At 59.1% G+C, this 14,375-nt stretch carries 10 protein-coding genes and 3 pseudogenes; 6 read left to right on the forward strand and 7 right to left on the reverse strand.

Annotation, left to right across the window (positions count from 1 at the left end; all coding sequences use genetic code 11):
- Positions 1–578: 578 nt before the first annotated feature.
- Positions 579–1,472 carry an IS21-like element ISRel5 family helper ATPase IstB gene (gene istB, locus FHT85_RS26615; protein WP_112412204.1) on the reverse strand — a complete coding sequence of 298 codons (894 nt, stop codon included), beginning with the start codon at positions 1,470–1,472 and terminating at the stop codon, positions 579–581.
- Positions 1,469–2,944 (reverse strand): IS21 family transposase, encoded by a 1,476-nt coding sequence (gene istA / locus FHT85_RS26620; protein WP_183774554.1) that lies wholly within the window; start codon positions 2,942–2,944, stop codon positions 1,469–1,471. Before istA ends, istB begins: the two co-directional genes overlap by 4 nt.
- A 417-nt stretch (positions 2,945–3,361) precedes the next feature.
- Here istA and FHT85_RS26625 point away from each other — a divergent pair.
- The 3 genes and pseudogenes from FHT85_RS26625 to FHT85_RS30660 all read left to right on the forward strand — a co-directional run bounded on the left by FHT85_RS26625 (position 3,362) and on the right by FHT85_RS30660 (position 4,767).
- Positions 3,362–4,125: pseudogene (locus tag FHT85_RS26625) on the forward strand (amino acid ABC transporter ATP-binding protein).
- Between the two features lie 14 nt (positions 4,126–4,139).
- Positions 4,140–4,283, forward strand: a pseudogene (locus FHT85_RS30655) (amino acid ABC transporter permease); the annotation flags it as partial.
- 127 nt (positions 4,284–4,410) lie between these two features.
- The gene (locus tag FHT85_RS30660; protein WP_246780102.1) at positions 4,411–4,767 is read left to right on the forward strand and encodes an ABC transporter permease subunit; all 357 of its coding nucleotides are present in this window, start codon (positions 4,411–4,413) and stop codon (positions 4,765–4,767) included.
- Here the strand turns inward: FHT85_RS30660 and FHT85_RS26635 are convergent.
- From FHT85_RS26635 to FHT85_RS26645, 3 genes are all read right to left on the reverse strand, one after another.
- Positions 4,740–5,072 (reverse strand): hypothetical protein, encoded by a 333-nt coding sequence (locus FHT85_RS26635; protein WP_162709756.1) that lies wholly within the window; start codon positions 5,070–5,072, stop codon positions 4,740–4,742. The genes FHT85_RS30660 and FHT85_RS26635 overlap by 28 nt on opposite strands.
- 97 nt (positions 5,073–5,169) lie before the next feature.
- Positions 5,170–5,544 carry a response regulator gene (locus FHT85_RS26640; protein WP_112412206.1) on the reverse strand — a complete coding sequence of 125 codons (375 nt, stop codon included), beginning with the start codon at positions 5,542–5,544 and terminating at the stop codon, positions 5,170–5,172.
- Positions 5,537–7,726, reverse strand: a complete 2,190-nt coding sequence (locus FHT85_RS26645; RefSeq protein ID WP_183774558.1) for a PAS domain S-box protein — start codon at positions 7,724–7,726, stop codon at positions 5,537–5,539. The genes FHT85_RS26640 and FHT85_RS26645 overlap by 8 nt, the downstream gene beginning before the upstream one ends.
- 321 nt (positions 7,727–8,047) lie before the next feature.
- On the opposite strand from FHT85_RS26645, the gene FHT85_RS26650 reads away from it, so the two are divergent.
- From FHT85_RS26650 to FHT85_RS26660, 3 genes are all read left to right on the forward strand, one after another.
- Positions 8,048–8,836, forward strand: a complete 789-nt coding sequence (locus FHT85_RS26650; RefSeq protein ID WP_112412208.1) for an alpha/beta fold hydrolase — start codon at positions 8,048–8,050, stop codon at positions 8,834–8,836.
- A gap of 31 nt (positions 8,837–8,867) precedes the next feature.
- Complete coding sequence (locus tag FHT85_RS26655; protein ID WP_183774561.1) at positions 8,868–10,034, forward strand: PAS domain-containing sensor histidine kinase; 1,167 nt, start codon at positions 8,868–8,870, stop codon at positions 10,032–10,034.
- Positions 10,035–10,340: 306 nt separating this feature from the next.
- Positions 10,341–11,354, forward strand: coding sequence for a PAS domain S-box protein (locus FHT85_RS26660; RefSeq protein ID WP_312861364.1), 1,014 nt, complete (start codon positions 10,341–10,343; stop codon positions 11,352–11,354).
- 120 nt (positions 11,355–11,474) lie between these two features.
- Here FHT85_RS26660 and catE read toward each other — a convergent pair.
- Together catE and FHT85_RS26670 are read right to left on the reverse strand one after the other, a co-directional pair.
- A pseudogene (gene catE / locus FHT85_RS26665) lies at positions 11,475–13,621 on the reverse strand (catalase C).
- Between the two features lie 88 nt (positions 13,622–13,709).
- Positions 13,710–14,216, reverse strand: coding sequence for a ferritin-like domain-containing protein (locus FHT85_RS26670; RefSeq protein WP_112400408.1), 507 nt, complete (start codon positions 14,214–14,216; stop codon positions 13,710–13,712).
- Positions 14,217–14,375 lie beyond the last annotated feature (159 nt).

Here is a 14,375-nt window from a genome sequence, read left to right on the forward strand (position 1 = left end):
GTCGGTCATCAGACCCTCTTGAACGACGTTTTCAATGAGGCGGTAAGTGCCGCGGCGATTCCAGAGAATGCTCCATAAATCATCGTTATGCTTTGAGTGCGATTTATCAGTCACTTAGCTTATCGAGCCATGGATCGTCGGTTCTAATCCGTTCAAGAGCTTACCCAACGGGTAGAGCGATTTTTCCGCCATTCCTCTTCGTATGTGGCAGCCATGCGCTATCTCCGTGACCGCGCGAGCGAGTTCGAGTAGCCGGTCTCCTTTGAGGCGCGGGCCATCAAATGCTGATCTCGGGGGCAGACAACCTGCGCAGGTACGTCGACGGCATCCGGAAACTCCTGCGCAAGCACGAGACGAACTAAAGAGCCCGGATACTGCGGGTGGCTACTGACAAGATCAAGCCTCCATGGTTACTGCGAGGGCGGCGGAGCGACGGTCTTCGCTGCCCGCTTTTTGATGACGCCATAACTTCAGGTTTGGCGTGTCGACAATTTTTTCGCCCTGCTCAGTGCGGGGCAGAATGCTAACTATAGCGCGGCAATCAGGATGAGACGCGGGCGACAATCTGGATGAGATTCTTAGGTCGCGGTCAGGGTCAAGTTATCACGTTGATTGTTGCTGACAAGGTCTTCGTCGTTCTCTGATTGCCGCTCCGCGACAGCTAGCGCTGAGGTTCTGATTGTCGCGAAGGACGCGGGGCGGCCTCGCTGGCGTTTTTCCTCAAGCGCAGTTCTGCGGCGATAGCTTTCGACGTTCATCTCGAAGATCGTGGCATGGTGTACAAGCCGGTCGACTGCTGCGAGTGTCATGGCAGGATCGGGAAAGACCCGGTTCCACTCCCCAAACGGCTGGTTGGCGGTGATCAGGATCGATCGATGCTCGTATCGTGCCGATATCAGTTCGAAGAGCACGCTTGTTTCCGCCTGGTCCTTGGTCACGTAGGCGAGATCATCGAGGATGAGCAGGTCGTACTTGTTGAGTTTGTCGATAGCGGATTCGAGCTGCAGTTCCCGGCGGGCGACCTGGAGCTTCTGCACGAGATCGGTCGTCCGGGTGAACAGGACCCGCCATCCGTTCTCGATCAGGGCCAGGCCGATAGCGGCGGCGAGATGGCTCTTTCCTCCGCCGGGCGGACCGAACATGAGGATGTTAGCTCCCTTGGCAAGCCAACTGTCGCCGGCGGTGATTGCCATGACCTGCGCCTTCGAGATCATGGGAACAGCGTCAAAGGCGAAGCTGTCCAAGGTCTTTCCGGGCGGCAGGTGCGCTTCGGCAAGATGCCGTTTAATCCTGCGATTGGCACGCTCTGCCAGTTCGTGCTCGGCAATGGTCGACAGGAAGCGAGCTGCTGGCCATCCTTCCCGGTCCGCCTGCTCGGCAAATTGCGGCCATAGCGTTTTGATTGTCGGCAGCCGAAGTTCATTGAGCATGATGCCGAGCCGTGCTTCATCGATCACGTGGGTGTTCTTCATGCGGCTTCCCCCGTCCCGATCAAGGCCTCATAACCGTTGAGCGATGCGAGCTGCACATGAACGGTCGGCAGCTTGGCTGGGTCCGGACCGAAGAGCGTTCGCATGGCAGCCAGATTGGGTAAGTCACCAGCATCGAGTGTCCTGGCCAATTCTTCGGCAAGTTCGCGTTCGCAGCCGCGGTCATGCGCCAGTGCCAGAAGCTCAACGGCGATCTTGCAAGCCTGCTTATCGGGAAGATGCTCGCTCAGGGCTTCGAAGGCCTTGCGATATTCCTGACGCGGAAAGAGCTTGTCGCGATAAACGAGGCCGCGGAGCGCCATCGGCTTTTTGCGCAGGGAATGGATGACGTGGTGATAGTTGACGACCTGGTCGTGTCGCCCGTCAGCGTGGCCACGTCCCCGGCGCAACGTCATCAGATGCGTACCACCAACGAAGACATCCAGCCGATCGTCGAACAGGCGGACTCGTAACCTGTGGCTGATCAGGCGGGATGGCACGGTGTAGAAGACCTTGCGCAAGGTGAAGCCGCCCGTCCGGGACACCGTAACGACAATCTCCTCGAAGTCCGTGGTCCGGCGCTCTGGCAGCGCCTGCAGATGGGATCGCTCTGCATCAATGCGCCTGCCATGAGCAGCGTTGCGACGGCTGACGATCTCGTCGACAAAGGCGCGGTAAGAACCGAGGTCGTCGAATTCCTTGGTCCCCCGCATCAGCAGGGCATCATGAACAGCGTTCTTGAGATGGCCATGGGAGCTTTCGATCGAGCCGTTCTCATGCGCGACGCCCTTGTTATTGCGCGTCGGGGTCATCCGATAATGAGAGCAAAGCTGGTCGTGACGGCGTGTGAGATCGACCTTGGCGTCGGCGTCGAGGTTGCGGAATGCCGCCGACAGGCTGTCGCTGCGATGATAAAGCGGCGTACCACCCACGGACCACAGGGCATTTTGAAGCCCCTCGGCCAGCGCGACAAAGCTTTCCCCGCCGAGTATGACATGGGCATGTTCGAAGCCCGACCAGACAAGCCGGAAGTGATAGAACAGGTGATCAAGCGGCTGGCCGGCGATCGTCACATCAAGACCGCTGGCGTCGGTAAAATCCGATAGGCCTAGCCGGCCTGGCTCGTGCGTCTGGCGGAAGATGACCTCCTGCGCTTCACCATGGACCGCACGCCACGAACGGATGCGTCGCTCGAGCGTGCGGCGGATACCTTCAGAAAGCTCTGGATGTCGGCGCAGCATCTCGTTGTAGACGGCGACAGCACGGATGCCGGGTGCCGCCTTCAGCAGCGGGATGACCTCAGTCTCGAATATCGGCTCCAAGGGATCAGGGCGGCGGCGTCCACGCGGCGCTTTACTCTGAGATGGTAGTTGTACCTCCTTATCGAGACGGTACGCCGTGGCTCGGCTGATCGACGCTTTCGCCGCGGCGACCTCGACGGAATGCGTTTGTCGGTACTTCATGAAGAGTCTCATCTGATGATCGGTTACATGGCGACCCGGCACAAACTGGTTCTGCAATCCAGAAAACCGCAAATGTACCGAACCGACCGCGATCTTGAGACGCCGAAAATCTGCGCCACGCCGGGGTATGACTACGATCGGGCTACGCCCTCACTCCGTCACACCCCGGCGCGAGTCTCATCCTGATTGACGCTGAATCTCACCTAGATTGCCGCTACGCGGCTAACATTCCTCGAAGGAATATCGGGAACGCGGCCGGAAACGGAACTCCGACGGCCAACTCACACGAAGCAGTTTAAGCGAACAACCAGCCCGCAAAGCGGCGCGCGGGCTGCAGTTAAAGAGGGATCAGATGATATGGACGGTGCCATCCTTTACATCGGAGGCGAAGATCGACCTCGTGCCGGATCGAGCGAGGGGCAGCCCGCGATGACGACCGCGTCGGATAACGCGCTCATTCGCCTCAAGTCCCTGAGCAAGCACTACGGGACCCACAGTGTTCTTGACGGCATCGACCTCAGGTGCGTTCGGGGGAGGTGCTCGCCATCATCGGGCCAAGCGGTTCGGGCAAGAGCACGCTCCTGCGCTGCATCAACTATCTCGAGCGGCCGGACGGCGGGACGATCTCGATCGGGTCGACGACGATCGATGCGGCGCGCGCCGTTGCGCGTGCCGAACTTTCCGGCCTGCGCCGGCGGGTTGGCATGGTGTTCCAGTCGTTCAATCTCTTCCCGCATATGTCAGTGCTGCGCAATGTCAGCCTTGCCCAGGAGCGTGTCCTCGGCCGCAGCCGCAAGGAGGCTGACGAGCGTTCCATGCAGCTCCTCAAACGTGTCGGGCTGGATGACAAGGCCGGGCAATATCCGGTGCGGTGTTCGGGCGGCCAGCGGCAGCGCATCGCCATTGCCCGCTCGCTGGCGCTTGATCCGGATATCATGCTGTTCGACGAGCCGACCTCGGCGCTCGATCCGGAGCTCGGTCTCGAGGTCCTCGCCGTCATGCGCGAGCTTGCCGCAAGCGGCATGACCATGATCGTCGTTACCCATGAAATGGGCTTTGCCGAGAACGTCTCCGATACGGTCATGATCATGGCCGATGGCCATATCGTCGAGAAGGGGCCGTCCAAGGACGTGATGCGCAATCCGCAGCAGGAGCGGACGAAACGCTTCCTCCGCGCGGTGCACGATCGATAAGCCTGACGGACCTGTTGCCTCTCCTGCGCGGCCTCACCTGGACGGTCGCGCTCACGGCCGGCGCGTTCCTCATTGGCGCCGTGCTCGGCGTACCGCTGCTTGCAGCCCGCCAGAGCCGGCTGCCGCCGTTGCGCCTCCTCGCCATGGTCGTCATCCAGATTGTGCGCGCGATCCCACCGATCCTCTGGCTCCTCATCATCTTCTTCGGCCTCGGCATGGGCGTGATGCCCCATCAGCCCGTTCAACGCCGCACTGGTCGGCCTCGGGCTGATCGCTGCTGCGAACATGGCGGAGATCTACCGTGGCGCGGTCGCATCGATCCATCACGGCCAGTTCGAGGCCTCCGCCGCGCTCGATCTCGGCCGCTGGTCGACCTTGCGCAACATCGTCGCGCCGCAGGCCTTCCGCGTCGCGCTGCCTTCGGCGGCAACCTATCTCATCGGCCTCATGAAGGAGACGGCAGTCGCCTCGACCATCGGCGTGGCGGAGCTTGCCTATCAGGGCAATCAGCTGTCGCAGCTGACCTATCGCGGCCTTGAGGTTTTTGCGCTGGTGGGGCTGTTCTACGTGCTCCTCAGCCTCCCGATCGCATGGCTCTCGCGCGTCGCGGACGCTTATCTCCAGACGAAGGTGGCGCGCTGATGTTTCCGAATAGTAATGTCGTTTTTCGCAGCCACCGGCGCATCAGGAATTCCTAATGCGGATTGAGCTTGGAGTAGCGCCAGCCACCTCCGAGCTTCGGTGACGGGCTCCCGGACTGACGATAGGCCGACATCAGCTTTACGGCGAAGGAAATCGAACGCCAAAAAATGCCCACCTGCCGCATGTCGTGACTTGTCAACAACGCTGGCAATGCGCTCTCGCAGATTAAGTGAATTAACCGCGATGAGCCCAAACGCTGCGTGCCGTCCGATATGCAAGCGGTCTTCACTTGCTTCAGCTTTCATTGTACTCCCGGATTATCGCATGGAGCCCGAGGGGCAAAATTGGCTGCACTGCGGCGAAGGGAGCTGAGTTTGCACGACCAGTCCCTCGCCAAATCAGTTACGTACGGTGAGATGCTGCAAGAGCAAGCACGATTGTTTGCTTCAACGCTTCGGCAGAAAATGGCTTGTTCAACACGGCATATTCGGAAAATTCGGAAGGGAATCCATCGGCTCCATATCCGGTACTAAACAAAAATGGCAGGTTGCGCTCACGCAGAATCCGCGCGATCGGAAAGCTACGCTCCCCGCCTAGATTAACGTCAAGTACAGCAAGATCAATCTGCACCGTCGCCGCGACCCTGCGGGCTTCATTGAGCTCAGCCACCGATGCAACAACTTGGCAACCAAGTTCCAGAAGCATGTCTTCAATCATCATTGCGATCAAGCCCTCGTCCTCTACGACAAGAACCTTGATGCCGCTGAACTCACTCATCCGTGCCCACTCCGATGGTAATTGCCATGCGACAGATCACCCCATCGGGGTGGAAGACCAGGTCGAATTCACCTCGGTGATCCCGCTCAATGGAGCGCTCCATTAACCGGCTGCCAGTTCCGCGGCGTAGAGGAGGCGCGACAGGCGGCCCTCCGCTCTCTCGCCATTCAAGGATCAGCCTCGGCTTCTGGTCGGTTCCTTCTTGCAGCCGCCACGTGATCGAAAGCCTGCCGGCATCCGATGACAGTGCACCGAATTTTATGGCATTGGTGGCGAGTTCATTGAGCGCCATGGTAAGATTGAGCGCCACGCGAGGATCGAGATCGACAGCCGGTCCGCTCGCCTCGATCTGCTGGGCTGCTTTGCCGGCTACCGCGCTCAACACTTCGCCCACGAGCTCATCCAGAAAGGTCCCCTCCCAGCGACGTCTCGTCAGCAAATCGTGAGCGCGCGATAGAGCAAGGAGTCGGGCCTCAAACCGGTGGGAGAAATCCGCCACCCCATCAGCATGCCGCGCCGTCTGGGCCGCCAGTGACTGCAATGTTGCGAGCGTGTTCTTCACACGATGGTTGAGTTCGTCGATCAAGACCTTCTGTCTGTTCTCCGCTTGCTTGCGCTCGGTGATATCCACCAGCATGTTGATCGCACCTATCAGCTTGCCCTCCGCGTCATGAAGAGGTGTAGGGTAGGGGATGAAAGGAATGCGTCTGCCGTCCGGCCGTTCGGCGATTGCCTCAGCGCCGCGAACGGCACGATTTTCCTTCAACGCCACCGCCATAGGGCATTGGTTGTGGGGAAGCAGCGTGCCGTCGGTATTATAAAGACGCCAGGTCACGCACCACATGTCGCCGATCTGGGGCGTACGGCCGGACATCTCCACGGCAGCGTTGTTGAAGAAGGTGATACGACCCGTCGCATCCGTTGTGTAAACCGCCGCCGGCAGCGCCTCCAGCAGATCGCGCAGGTGTTGTTCGCTCTCGCGTATCCGGTCCTCCATCTGCTTGGTGGCAGTAACATCCTGGAGTACCCGCACCCCGTAGCGGAAGCCCCCGCCTGCATCCAGAACGGACGAGCTGTAAACATCCAGGTAGACCGTAGTGCCATCGGGCCTCATTGCCCGTTTGCGTAGGACATAGTTATCGATTTCGCCGGCAGTCTGGCGCGCATACTGTGCGCCATCTTCGTTTCGGTCCTCTTCTTGTGTATAGTCGAAGAAGGTCATGTTGAGCAGCTCCTCGCGGGAGCGTCCCAACATCCGGCAGAGAGTATCGTTGACGCGCAGCAGACGGCCGTCTTTGTCAGCTTCTGCAATCCCGATCGTGGCGGCGTCATAGGTTGCGGCCAGCCGCTCGTCGATTTCGCGGCGGGCAGTCTCGGCCTCACGAAGACCGGTCACGTCCGTGGTAAAACAGCGCGTGCTGATGAACTTCCCGTCCTCAAACCGGCTGTTGGAGGTGATCAGCACCTGCTTGATGGACCCGTCCTTGGCACGCAGACGGGAGGGATACCGGTCGAGCTTTTCACCGCAGGACAGTTTGTGGAGGATGTCGCCGATGACGGATGCGTCCACGTGGAACTCGGCGATATGGCGTCCCACATATTCCTCAGCCGTATAGCCGAGAAGCGCTAGCTCGGCTCTGTTGGCGCGCTGGATGATGCCGTCGCCGCCGACGATATGCAGGCCGATCGCGCTGTTCTCGAAGAAATCCTCAAGATCGGCGGTCTTCTGCTGGATCGCTTCTTCGAGCGCTTTATGGTCGGAGATATCCTGGAAGCAGTTGATCGCGCCCTGAATCCTGCCTTCATGATCCTTCAGGGCTCGGATATTGACGAGCGCCGTGAACCGAGAGCCATCCGGCCGCTCCATAACGACCTCGGCATTGCGGGTCGATGTACCGGCAAAGACGGCGGTTGCCATGGGACAGACGTCATGCGCAAGCGGAGTGCCATCTGGGAGGAAGAGGGCGTGAGATCCGCAGAAGCGGGCACGCTTGTCGCCCACGGTGGGAGTTTGTCCCCACAGCTCCGCTGCCTCGGAGTTATAACGGACGAGCCAGCCGTTCTGGTCGCAGAGATAGACCGCGCCAGGGATCGCATCGAGGACAGTTGGGGCAGCTGCGGTGAGCGCTTCGAACTCGGTCAGCCGTGGCGCGGCGGCAGGAAACTCTTCGATATTGGACATGCAATCTTATCCCCTCGGACCGTGGGCGCGCAAACAGAAGGCTAGCTGCAGCTACATCCAATTCCGCACCATGCGCTTTAAACTCCACAGGGAGCGTAACCACAATAAATGCAACAACCTAAAAATAGTTCCACGCGCCCTGAACAGACGACACGTGCTTAAAGCTATCATTATACCTTGGAGATTGCCGACGGACTACCGCCCTTCCGCCAAGGGGACAAGGTACTCGACGGCTGCCGATAATGTTTTATGTTCTATCGCGTGTGTTGGCAGGAAAGCCGACGAGCAGCGGCTGGCGCTTGCACCGAAGTTGGAGGGATCATGTCGGTTATCGCAAGGAACAATGTCACCGTGCGGGGTGAGGGACGGCGTGCCATGGTCTTTGCTCACGGATTCGGCTGCGACCAGAACATGTGGCGGCATGTCACGCCGGCCTTCGAGCAGGACTACAAGGTCGTCCTCTTCGATCATGTCGGGTGCGGCAAGTCCGACCTCCGCGCGTATGACCATGCCAAGTATTCCAGCCTTGCGGGTTATGCGGCTGATGTCGTCGAGATAGGTCAGGCTCTGGATATCACAGGTGGCGTATTTGTCGCACATTCCGTCAGCGCCATGATCGGCATTCTGGCCACAATCGAAGCACCAGACCTCTTCAGCGAGCTTGTCCTGATCGGTCCATCACCCCGCTATATCAACGACGAAGGATATGATGGAGGCTTCACGCTGGAACAGATCGAGGAATTGCTGGAATTCCTGGACGATAATCACATGGGATGGTCCGCCGCCATGGGTCCGCTTATCATGGGCAACCCTGATCGCCCCGAGCTCAGCGAGGAGCTCGTGAACAGTTTTTGCCGTACTGATCCCGATATTGCCAAGGCGTTCGCGCGCGTCACCTTCTTGTCGGACAATCGGGTGGATCTTCTACGTTGCCAGGCACGTGCGCTTGTGATCCAATGCAAGCAGGATGTCATCGCCCAGCAGTGGGTCGGGGAATATGTCCGGGATCATCTGCCGAAGGGGGAGATGGTCGTAATCGATGCAACAGGGCATTGCCCGAACCTGAGCGCGCCTGCCCAGGTCATCTCCGCGATCAAAGCCTTTGTGTAAGGCGGAGGCTCAAACAGGAGTGGAGGGCATCATGGAGGACCTGGACGACCTCTATGAGAACGCACCCTGTGGCTACCTGTCGCTCGCAGCCGATGGCGCGATTGTCAAAGCCAACCGCACGCTTGCCGCATGGCTCGGCATGCAGGGCTTCGACCTCCTTGGTAAGCGGTTTTACGATCTGCTCAACGTTCCGGGGAAGATTTTCTACGAAACACACTTTGCTCCGCTGTTGCGAATGCAGGGATACTTCAACGAAGTCGCTCTGGATCTGGTCGGCCCGGACGGACGAAAGCTCCCCGTTTTGGCGAATGCAGCCGAACGCCGTTCAAGCGACGGAGGCGTCCAGTTTACGCGAATAACCCTGTTCCAGGCGGCGGATCGGCGCCGATATGAGCGCGAACTGGTGGATGCGAAGAATGCCGCCGATCGAACCCGCCGAGAGCTTGAGGAACTGAACAGAACTCTGGAAGAGCGTGTCGATGCAGGTATTGCCGAGCGGCTCCAGCTTGAGCAAGGGCTGCTTGCGGAAAAGGAGGTGGCGCGCTTACGGGAGCAGTTTGTCGCGATCCTGGGCCATGACCTGCGCAATCCGCTTGCGTCGATTTCAGGCGGGCTCAACATTCTGTCGCGGGAACCTCAGACCGACAAGGCTCGGCGCGTTCTGACGATGATGAGCCAAAGTACCGAGCGCATGTCCAGCCTGATCCAGGACATGCTCGACCTTGCGCGCTGTCGCGCTGGCCAAGGCATTGCTATCGACCCGAAGCCAACCAACTTGCGCATCGTTCTCGAGCAGGTTGTCCAGGAATTACAGACCGCGCATCCCGGGCGAGACATCCAGAGCGCGCTTGATATCGCGGAGGAGGTGCGTTGCGACGGTGGCCGCGTCGCTCAGTTAATATCCAACCTCCTCGGTAACGCGTTGGCGCATGGCGCGCCTGACCGGCCGGTGAAAGTCGTCGCCGCACCGGGCGTGAACGAAGTCGTGATAACGGTTGCGAATGAGGGCAAGCCGATCCCCAAGCACGTAAAGGATCACCTGTTCGAGCCCTTCTTCCGCGCCACAAGCTCTGCGGGGAAGCAGGGGCTTGGCCTTGGTCTGTTCATCTCCTTCGAAATTGCTCGAAGCCATGGCGGCAGCCTCGAGGTCCAGTCCGGCGAAAATCAGACCGCCTTCCTGTTCCGGATGCCGGTTTAACCGCGACAGCAGCGCCGATGGCTGGAATTTGCGCGACAAGGGCGGGAACGTCTCGAGGGTGGCACAGAAAGACGCGGCGTCGGCCATCGCGCGTATAGGTGACGGGCACGGACTGGTGCGCCGCCCGGTCACATCGCGCTGGCTTTCGTGTGTGAATGGTCTATGCTCCATTAGAACCGACTTCGGCCGGTGCGCGTCCCATTTCTCCTCCCGGAAAGGATGACCGTCGGCCATGCACGCTTCCTGTAATGATCGGCAGCACCACAACGATAGCAATGATCATCCTCAGCAATTAGAGAGACTGCGGTGAAGGCGGCGCTAGCTGACTATGACGCCGCGGCGTTTCTGGCAGCAATCGTTGAATCATCTGAGGATGCGATCGTCAGCAAGAGCCTGGCCGGGATCATCACCACCTGGAACAAGGGTGCGGTGCAGCTATTCGGATACACCGCGGAAGAAGCCATTGGTCAACCGATTACCATTCTCATTCCGGAGGACCGCCTTGGTGAGGAGCCCGCAATCCTCGCGCGGATCCAGGCAGGCGAGCGGGTCGATCATTTCGAAACCGTCCGGCGGCGAAAAGACGGCACGCTCGTCGATATTTCCCTAGCGATTTCTCCGATCAGGGATAGCGAAGGCCGTGTCATCGGTGCGTCGAAGATCGCCCGCGATATATCGGAGCGTAAACGAGCGGCAGAACATCAGGAACTGCTGCTGCGGGAAATGCATCACCGGGTGAAGAACCTGTTTGCGATCACTTCCAGCATCATCACGCTGCAGGCGCGTACCGCCAAGACGGTGATGGAGCTGGCCAGCTGCCTGAAAGACAGGTTGCTCGCGCTGTCGCGCGCCCATGAGATGACCTTGCCGACCTTTACCGGCGCCGATGCGTTTATCGAACGACCAGCGACGCTGTTTCAGCTATTGTCCAGTATTCTTGCGCCCTATGGGGGCGACGGCGGCTGCCGGTGGACACTCAACGGCGATGACGTAAAGGTCAGCGCCGAAAAGGTCACAAACCTGGCACTGTTGTTTCATGAGTTTAGTACCAACGCCGCCAAATACGGCTGTCTTTCCATCCCCACAGGAAAACTGGTCATTACAGTGTCGTTGCAGGACGACCTGCTTACCGTGGCCTGGGCGGAAGTAGACGCACCGCAACCGGTCCAAAAAGGTGCTCAACTGCAGCCGGGCTTTGGGAGTAAACTGGAGCAGATCATCGCTCAGGGGCTTCAGGCAACGATTTCGCGCGAATGGCAGCCGTACGGCCTTTGCATTCGGGTTACCGTGCCCCGCAATGCGCTTGGGCCGGCAAAATAGCTGGCTTTGTTCGCCAAGCCGCGGGCACAGCTTACACATCAATTCTCGGCCACCCACTCCGTATGTGCGGCTTGGAGCTTGTTGAAGGGCGCGGCGTCTCCGCGCCCCTCAGTCTGACGATCACGCAAATGGTGGGGTCGCCTTGCCGAGTTTCACCGAAGGCTCGCGACCCCAGACGCGAAGCTTGCCAAGTTCCGCAACGAAAGCGGAAAGGCCTTCCTCGCCCGGCAGGGCAAGGACACCCTCATCGAGCGCATTGGGGACGCCGGCCTTTTCCAGCAGAGGCATTGCCGACTGGTCGTAGCCGATGAATTTGCAATGCTGGAAGGCGTCGGCGACAAAGTCGCGCGCTGTTGCTTCGCTGAGGAGATCGTCTATCGCAGCCGCGGAGGTCAACAAGGCAACGGCGTCAAACAGAACTGAAGGGCCGCCGTCAATCATGTGATGCGCTTCGATCCACGAACCGTCAGATGCGGTGACACCTCCGACTTTCGCTGCGACCAGTTCGAAGACCGCCTTCTCCTTCGTGATGGCGCCCGTCAGGCCTTTCAAAAAGTTGGCGTCGACACCGTCGGTGATCAAAACACCGAGCTTGCGGCCTTCGAACCGCTTCGGTCCGCGCTCGATGATGCTGAGGGCCGGCGACGGCTCCAGATCCTGACGGGTCGGCATCGCCGCATCGGCCGGTTTCGGCATCTTTTGAAAACCGAGCTTCTGTGCGACGGTTGTTGCCAACGTCTCGTCGATGTTGAGGAGATGAGCCACCATGCGTTCACGGATGACCGGCAGTTCAACCTTGCTGAGCTCGAACGTCAAAGCCATTGCAATGTGCCGCTGTTCCGGCGGCGTCTGACTGATGTAGAACTGTCGTGCCTGGCTGTAATGGTCGGCGAAGCTTTCAGGACGGAGCCGCACCTTTGGACCCTGTTCCTCCGAAGGGAAGTGGCGATAGCCCTGCATGGGCGACTCCCGCGGCCCCTCATTGCGGGAGTTCGGTTGGTAATTGGTTCGGCCGACCGGATTGCGCATCGCCATATGGCCGTCCTGCTGGAAGTTGTGGAACGGACACTTCGGGGCGTTAATCGGCAGATGGGTGAAGTTCGGACCACCGAGGCGCTTCAGTTGCGTGTCGAGATATGAGAAATTGCGGCCCTGCAACAAGGGATCGTTGCTGAAATCGATCCCCGGCGGCACGTTCTGGGTCATGAACGCCACCTGCTCGGTCTCTGCAAAGAAATTATCGGGCATCCGATCGAGCACCAGACGGCCGATCGGCTGGACCGGCAAAATTTCCTCCGGAATGATCTTGGTCGGATCGAGCACGTCGAAATCGAAGGTGTCGGCCAACTCCTGGTCGAAGAGTTGGACGCACAGCTCCCATTCCGGAAAGTTGCTGGATTGGATCGACTGCCAGAGATCGCGACGATGGAAATCCGGATCAGCGCCATTGATCTTGACGGCCTCGTTCCAGGCCACCGACTGAAGGCCCAGCTTCGGCTTCCAATGGAACTTGACGAAGGTTGACTCGTCCTTGGCATTCACGAACCGGAAGGTATGCACGCCGAAGCCTTCCATGAAGCGGAAGGAGCGAGGGATCGTGCGATCCGACATGATCCACATGACCATGTGCATGCTTTCCGGTGTCAGGCTGATAAAGTCCCAGAAATTGTCATGAGCGGTCTGCGCTTGGGGAAAGCCCGGTCCGGCTCCTGCTTGGCGGCATGAATTATGTCAGGAAACTTGATGGCATCCTGGATGAAGAAGACCGGGATATTGTTGCCAACAAGATCCCAGTTTCCTTCCTGCGTATAGAGCTTGACGGCAAAGCCCTGGACGTCGCGCGCAAGGTCGGCGGAGCCTTTGTTACCGGCTACGGTAGAAAACCGCACGAAGGCAGGCGTCCTCTCCCCGGGCCGCTGAAACAGATCCGCTCTGGTGTAGGCTGCCAGAGATTCATAGGTCTCGAAAAACCCATGCGCGCCATAACCACGCGCATGGACGACCCGCTCGGGAATCCTTTCGTGATCGAAGTGGAAGATCTTTTCGCGAAAATGAAAATCGTCGATGAGGGCCGGGCCGCGAGCTCCGATACGCAACGTATTCTGATCGTGGGCGACGGGTCCACCCTGGGCGGTCGTCAGGACAGGTTGCCCGTCCTCGGCGAATTGATGGAGTTCGCCACCTTGACATCGATGGAGTTTCTGGTCGTGGATTGTGGCGGTCGCGAGTTTAGGGCTGTCTTTGGAAGCGATCGTCTTCTTGGCCATATGGAATCCTCCTCCGGGTTTTTATTGAGAAAACAAGAACAAACGAAAAGGCCGCCTCGGAGGGCGGCCTGATCGGTTCGATGAGAGCTTAGCTGGCCTTTTTCTGCGAGCCTTTCGGATTGGCCGAAGCTTCCCCGAGTGCCGTCAGTTTCTGGTCAGTGGCGATCTCTTCCTGGAGATTGGCGTCCAAGAGCGGGATTGCGTCGTTGAGGCCCAACTGCTTGGCCCAGGACTTCAGGGTCCCGTAGCGCGCGATCTCGTAATGCTCGACGGCCTGTGCCGAGGAGATGAGACCGGCGTCGAGCGCTGCGGTTCCCTTGTATTCTTCCATGATCTCTTCGCCTTCAGCGATAATCCCCTGGATAGCTTCGCAGGTCTTGCCACGGGCCGGCTTGCCGAGAAGCTCAAACACCTGTTCGAGGCGTTGGATCTGGCCTTGAGTTTCATCACGGTGCTGTAGGAAACCGGCCTTGCCTTCTTCCGATTGCGCAGCGCGCGCCATCTTCGGTAGAGCTCTCAGGATTTGCTTTTCGGCAAAGTAGATGTCTTTGAGAGTGTCGAGGAAGAGGTCGTCGAGTGTTTTTTCCATAGCCATGGGGGATCCAATTACATTTTTGAGAGTGGGGACCAGATCAACGCTTCAAGTTGATCGAAGTTCCTGCCCACCATTGCCGGTCGACCTCATTGATCATCACATTGACAACGACGATCTGGTCGTGCTCGACGGCAACGCCATCGTTCCAAGTCCTCCGCG

The sequence above is a fragment of the Rhizobium sp. BK312 genome (genome assembly GCF_014193605.1).
Lineage (GTDB): Bacteria > Pseudomonadota > Alphaproteobacteria > Rhizobiales > Rhizobiaceae > Rhizobium.